Source organism: Luteitalea sp. (assembly GCF_044337415.1).
Classification (GTDB): Bacteria; Acidobacteriota; Vicinamibacteria; order Vicinamibacterales; family Vicinamibacteraceae; genus Luteitalea.
This window is the reverse complement of sequence record NZ_JBIINP010000224.1, coordinates 1-6056: the sequence shown is the minus strand read 5'-3', so window position 1 is coordinate 6056 and position 6056 is coordinate 1. Positions and strand designations below refer to the sequence as shown.

Here is a 6056-nt window from a genome sequence, read left to right as displayed (position 1 = left end):
CTCCTGTAGGCGGGGACCTACACATGTGGATGTCGTGACGCCGCGATCCGTGCAACGGCGCACGGACGGACGTACCATCTACCCCATGCGCGGCGCCATCCGGGCCATCGTCCAGAAGCACAACGGCGAACGGCGACAACTCCTCGCGATGCTGCGGGAGGTGCAGGCGGCCTTCAGGTGCATCCCCGAAGACGCGATCACCTTCCTGGCCGAGGACCTCGATCTCTCCCGCGTACAGGTCGAGGGCACGGCGACCTTCTACCACTTCCTCTCGCGCGAACACCGCGGCAACGTCACCGTCTACCTGAACACGAGCGCCATGTCCGAGCTCTCGGGGGGACTCGAGGTGGCCGCGGCGTTCGAGGAGGCGGTGGGCACCCGTTTCGGTACCACCACGGCCGACCGCGCCATCGGGCTCTACACGACTTCCTGCATCGGCATGTCTGACCAGGAGCCGGCCGCGCTGATCAACGACGTGCCCTTCACGCGCCTCACCCCGGATCGTGTCCGCGAGATCGTCGCGGGACTGCGGGCCGGCAAGGACGTGCGCGAGCTGGTCGGACCGCTCGGCGACGGACGCAACGCCACGCCGCTGATCCATGCCGAGGTCCACAACCACATCCGTCACACTGGCTCGGTGTTCTTCGCGCCGTTCACGCCGGGCGCCGCGCTGTCGCAGGCGCTCGAGATGGCCTCACTCGAGGTGATCGACAGCGTGAAGAAGTCGGGCCTCCGCGGCCGTGGCGGCGCCGGCTTCTCGACGGGGCAGAAATGGGCCTCGTGCCGCGCCACCGAGGGCGAGTCGCGCTACGTGATCTGCAACGCCGACGAGGGCGAGCCGGGCACCTTCAAGGACCGCGTCATCCTCACCGAGTGCGCGGAGCTGATGTTCGAGGGCATGACCGTCGCCGGCTATGCCGTCGAGGCCAAGCGCGGGTTGCTGTACCTGCGCGGCGAGTACGCGTACCTGGTGCCGCATCTCGAGGCCGTCCTGCAGCGCATGCGCGACCACCACCTGCTCGGCAAGCGCATCCTGGGCACGCACTTCAGCTTCGACATCGCGCTGCGCGTCGGCGCGGGCGCGTATATCTGCGGCGAGGAGTCGGCACTCATCGAGTCGGCGGAGGGCAAGCGCGGCACGCCGCGCAACCGCCCGCCGTTTCCCACCGTGTCCGGCTACCGGCACCGCCCGACGATCGTCAACAACGTCGAGACGTTCGGCTGTGCCGCGCGCATCGCCGAGCACGGCTGGCAGTGGTTCCGCGCGATGGGCACGGCCGCGTCGGCCGGCGTGAAGCTGCTCAGCGTGTCGGGCGACTGCGAACGCCCTGGCGTGTACGAGGTGCCGTGGGGCACCACGGTGCACGACGTGCTCGAGCGCTGTGGTGCGGCCCCGGCGCTGTGCGTGCAGGTCGGCGGGCCGTCGCGCACGTACGTCCCTCCGTCGCAATTCCACCGGCGCATCGCCTACGAGGATCTCGACACGGGCGGCGCCGTCACCGTGTTCGGCGCCCACCGCGACCTGCTGCAGATCGTGCGCAATCACATGCAGTTCTTCGCCAACGAGAGCTGCGGCTTCTGCGTCCCCTGCCGCGCCGGCAACACGCTGCTGCTGAAGGCGCTCGACAAGATTCGCGCCGGTCACGGCACCACTGCGGACCTTGATGCCATCGAGCACCTCGGCTCGATCGTCATCAAGACCTCGCGCTGCGGCCTCGGCCAGACGTCGCCGAATCCCCTGCTCAGCACGCTCACGCACTTCCGCGACACGTACCTGCAGCGGGTCCGCAGCGACGTCGACTTCGTCTCGCAGTTCAACCTGGAGGCCGCCACGGCGGAATCCATCGCCGTCGCCGGCCAGACGCCGGTCACGGAGCAGGCGTGACATGGAACAAGGCCTCGTCGAGATCACGCTGAACGGCACCATCATCCGCGCCAAGGACGGCCAGAGCATCGTCGAGGCGGCGCGCGAGAGTGGCATCTACATCCCCACGCTGTGCGACTACAAGAGCCTGCCGCCGGCCGGCACGTGCCGCATGTGCATGGTGAAGGTCGGCAACCGGATCATCTCCGGCTGCACGACGCCCGTGTCCAACGGCATGGTGGTGGAGAGCGAGAGTCCGGAGCTCGCCGACCTCCGCAAGGGCATCATCGAGATGCTCTTCGTGGAGGGCAACCACATGTGCCCGAGCTGCGAGAAGAGCGGCGACTGCGAACTGCAGGCGCTGGCCTACCGGTACCGCATGGACGTGCCGCGGTTCCCGTTCTCGTTCACCAACCGCAGCATCGACGCGTCGCTGCCGCACCTGATCCTCGAGCACAACCGCTGCATCCAGTGCCTGCGCTGCGTGCGCGGCGTCAAGGCGCGTGGCGGGCAGGACATCTTCGGCTTCACCGACCGCGGCCGCGAGATCCGCATCACGGTCGACACCACCCACCCCGAGGCGATGTCGGACGAGATCGCGAAGAAGGCCGAGGCCATCTGCCCGGTGGGCGCCCTCATCCGCAAGGGGCCGCACTACACGACGCCGGTCGGCAAGCGGCGCTTCGACCTGACGCCGATCGGCACCGACGTGGAGAAGGGCGGCGAAGGCGCATGAGCGAGCCACGGAAGAAGCTGACTCTCGCGACGACATCGCTGGCGGGCTGCTTCGGCTGCCACATGTCGTTCCTCGACATCGACGAGAAGATCCTCGAGCTCGTGCAGCTCTACGACTTCCGCGCCTCGCCGATCGACGACTTCAAGAAGCTCACCGAACCCTGCGACGTCGGCCTGGTCGAGGGCGGGTGCTGCAACACGCACAACGTCCACGTGCTGCGCGAGTTCCGCAAGTACTGCCGCATCCTGGTGTCGGTGGGGCAATGTGCGATCACGGGCGGGCTGCCCGCGATGCGCAACGGCATCCCCATGAGCGAGCTGTTCACCGAGTCGTACCTGAAGGGGCCGACCTGCGACTCGCAGATCATCCCGCACGACGAGGACATCCCCGCCATCCTCGACCGCATCTACCCGTGCCACGAGGTGGTCAAGATCGACGCCTTCCTGCCCGGCTGCCCGCCGCATCCCGAGGTCATCTGGGAGACGCTGAGCGCCATCGCCAAGGGCAAGCCGATCGAGGCCATCCCGTACCAGCACTTCAAGTTCGACTGACGAGGCGCCCGATCATGCCCCGCAAGATCACCATCGAGCCGGTCACCCGCGTCGAGGGCCACGGCAAGGTCACCATTCGCATCGACGACGACAACCGCGTCACCGACACGCGGTTGCACATCGTGGAGTTCCGCGGCTTCGAGCGTTTCGTCCAGGGCCGCCCGCTCTGGGAGGTCGTCGTCCTCGTGCAGCGGCTGTGCGGCATCTGCCCGGTGAGCCACCACCTGTGCGCCGCCAAGGCCATGGACGTGGTGAGCGGCGTGCGATCGGACCACCTCACGCCCACCGCCGACAAGATGCGGCGGTTGATGCACTACGGGCAGATGTTTCAGTCGCACGTGCTGCACTTCTTCCACCTCGCCTCCCCGGACCTGCTGTTCGGCATGGAGTCCGATCCCGCGCAGCGCAACATCGTCGGCGTGCTCGGCGCGTTCCCCGAGGTGGCGCGCAAGGCCGTGCTGATGCGCAAGTTCGGGCAGGAGGTGATTCGCGTCACCGCCGGCAAGAAGATCCACGGCACAGGCGCCCTGCCGGGGGGCATCAACAAGCACCTGACGGCGGAGGAGCGCGACGCCCTGCTCGTGGGCACGTTCGAGTTCAACGCCGATCGCATGGTGGAGTGGGCGCAGGAAGGCCTGGAGCTGTTCAAGGCCCACCAGCGTACGCACAAGGACCTGATCGACGGCTTCGCCGCCTTTCCGTCGAACTACCTGAGCCTCGTCCGCGCCGACGGCGCGCTCGACCTGTACCACGGCGGCCTCCGCGCGGTGGACGAGTTCGGCGAGAAGATCTTCGACCACGTCGACTACCAGGAGTACGCCAGCTACATCGCCGAGGAGACGCGCAGCTGGACGTACATGAAGTTCCCGTTCATCCGCAGCCTCGGGCGCGAGAAGGGCTGGTATCGCGTCGGGCCGCTGGCGCGGCTGAACACGTGCGACTTCATCCCGAGCCCTCTCGCGCAGGCCGAGTTCGAGATCTACAAGGCCTACACGCAGGGACGCCCGAACGGCATGTCGATGCACATGCACTGGGCCCGCCTCATCGAGGTGCTGCACGCCGCCGAGGTGATCCGCGACCTGCTGAAGGATCCGGACCTGCTGTCGGGCGAGCTGATGACGACGGGCGTGCGTCGCGGCGAGGGCGTGGGCGTGATCGAGGCGCCACGCGGCACGCTGTTCCATCACTACCAGGTGGACGAGCACGACCTCGTGACGATGTGCAACCTGATCGTCTCGACGACGAGCAACAACGAGGCGATGAACCGCGCCGTCCACTGGGTGGCCGACCATGTGATCAGTGGCCACGAGGACGTCACCGAGGGCATGCTGAACCAGGTGGAGGTCGCCATCCGCGCCTACGACCCGTGCCTCAGTTGCGCGACCCACGCGCTCGGGCAGATGCCGCTGCACCTGCGCGTCGAGAACGAGCAGGGCGAACTCCTGCGCGAGTTCGTCAGGGACTCCTCGACTCACTCGGCGTGAACGTGGGAGCCGAGCTCAGGGCAAGCGTTCTTCCGACGCTCGCGCCAGGCGCGCGCGTACTCGTGTTCGGCATCGGCAACCCCGGGCGCGGTGACGACGCGCTCGGGTGCCGGGTGGTCGAGTGGCTCGAGGCCGCCGGCGTGCCGCCAGGCGTGACGCTCGACGCCAACTACCAGCTCACGCCGGAAGACGCCCTCACTCTTGCCGATCACGACGTGGTGCTCTTCGTGGATGCGACCGTCGCCCCCGACGCGCCGGTGCCGTACCACGTGGCGCCTGCCGACACCGCGGACGAGCCGACCTTCTCGACGCATGCCATGAGCATCGGCTCGGTGCTGGCGCTTGCGAGGCAACTCGCCGGTCGCGAGCCGCGTGCCTGGACGATGGCCATCCCCGCGTATGGCTTCGAGATCAACGACGACCTCACACCGCAGGCGGCTGCGAACCTGGCGCGCGCCTGCGACGAGGTGCGCAGGTGGCTGTCACGAAGGTAGGGCGGGGTGTCCCACCCCGCCGTGAGTCGACAGCCGCGCGATCGCTTGCCCCGAGCGCCAAGCCCCCAGCCCCGACCGTGAAGTCTGAGCCATGACCCTGATCGGCATCGACGGCTGTCGGGGCGGCTGGCTCTGTGTGTGTGACACCCACGGCGAAGTCGACGCCATCATCGCGCCCTCGCTCGCGCACGTCCTCGAGGCATGCACGCCCGATATCGTCGTGATCGACATGCCCATCGGGCTGTCGGCGAGTGGGCCGCGTGCGTGCGACACGCTTGCGCGACGTGCGCTGGCGCCCACGCGCGCGAGCAGCCTGTTCCCGGCACCCGTCCGTGGCGCGCTCGGACACCCCACATACGAGGCGACCTGCGCCGCGCATCGGGCCATCGACGGCCGCGCCATCAGCAAGCAGGCGTGGTTCATCCTGCCGAAGATCGCCGAGGTCGATGCGGTGCTGCAGCAGCACCCGCGATGGCGCGACGTGCTGCATGAGGGCCACCCCGAGCTGTCGTTCGCGACGTGGAACGGCGGCGAGCCGATGACGCACGCCAAGAAGACCAACGAGGGCCGTGTCGAGCGTCGCGCGTTGATCGACGCACGGTGGCCTGGCGTTGTTGACCGCCTGGCGTCGACGCTGCCACGCGGCGCCTGGGCGCCTGACGACCTGCTCGACGCCGTCGCCGTCCTCTGGACCGCGCACCGCCTCGCCCGCGGCGAGGCCGTCGTCCGCCCGGACCCGCCCGCCCGCGACGCGACGGGCCTCAGGATGAGCATCACCGCATAGGGTCGGCAGTCGGGAGTCGGGAGTCGGCAGTAAGGTGCCCGGCTATCCGCATGTCGCTGTCAGGAGGAAGGGCCGGTTGTCCCAACCCGGCCCTGAGCGGCCGGGCTCGGAGAGCCGGCCCTACCTTCGTCCTTCGTCCTTCG

General features: G+C 68.5%; 6 protein-coding genes. All 6 read left to right on the top strand.

Annotation, left to right across the window (positions count from 1 at the left end; translation table 11 throughout):
- Window positions 1-85: 85 nt before the first annotated feature.
- A complete protein-coding gene (locus tag ACIRDX_RS19515) occupies window positions 86-1885 on the top strand; it encodes an NAD(P)H-dependent oxidoreductase subunit E (protein WP_396627109.1) in 1800 nt (599 codons plus the stop codon).
- 1 nt (window position 1886) lies between these two features.
- Entirely contained in the window at window positions 1887-2600 is a 714-nt protein-coding gene (locus ACIRDX_RS19510) for a 2Fe-2S iron-sulfur cluster-binding protein (RefSeq protein ID WP_396627108.1), read from the top strand.
- Window positions 2597-3151: an NADP oxidoreductase gene (locus ACIRDX_RS19505; RefSeq protein ID WP_396627107.1), complete on the top strand. Its 555-nt coding sequence runs from the start codon at window positions 2597-2599 to the stop codon at window positions 3149-3151. The genes ACIRDX_RS19510 and ACIRDX_RS19505 overlap by 4 nt, the downstream gene beginning before the upstream one ends.
- A 14-nt stretch (window positions 3152-3165) precedes the next feature.
- Window positions 3166-4635 (top strand): Ni/Fe hydrogenase subunit alpha, encoded by a 1470-nt coding sequence (locus ACIRDX_RS19500; RefSeq protein ID WP_396627106.1) that lies wholly within the window; start codon window positions 3166-3168, stop codon window positions 4633-4635.
- Entirely contained in the window at window positions 4632-5129 is a 498-nt protein-coding gene (locus ACIRDX_RS19495; protein ID WP_396627105.1) for a hydrogenase maturation protease, read from the top strand. Before ACIRDX_RS19500 ends, ACIRDX_RS19495 begins: the two co-directional genes overlap by 4 nt.
- Window positions 5130-5220: 91 nt before the next feature.
- A complete protein-coding gene (locus ACIRDX_RS19490; protein ID WP_396627104.1) occupies window positions 5221-5913 on the top strand; it encodes a DUF429 domain-containing protein in 693 nt (230 codons plus the stop codon).
- Window positions 5914-6056: the final 143 nt, after the last annotated feature.

Coding starts and splice junctions, on each gene's coding strand:
- ACIRDX_RS19510 (WP_396627108.1), top strand. CDS start 1,887: ATGGAACAAGGCCTCGTCGAGATCACGCTGAACGGCACCATCATCCGC.
- ACIRDX_RS19490 (WP_396627104.1), top strand. CDS start 5,221: ATGACCCTGATCGGCATCGACGGCTGTCGGGGCGGCTGGCTCTGTGTG.
- ACIRDX_RS19515 (WP_396627109.1), top strand. CDS start 86: ATGCGCGGCGCCATCCGGGCCATCGTCCAGAAGCACAACGGCGAACGG.
- ACIRDX_RS19505 (WP_396627107.1), top strand. CDS start 2,597: ATGAGCGAGCCACGGAAGAAGCTGACTCTCGCGACGACATCGCTGGCG.
- ACIRDX_RS19500 (WP_396627106.1), top strand. CDS start 3,166: ATGCCCCGCAAGATCACCATCGAGCCGGTCACCCGCGTCGAGGGCCAC.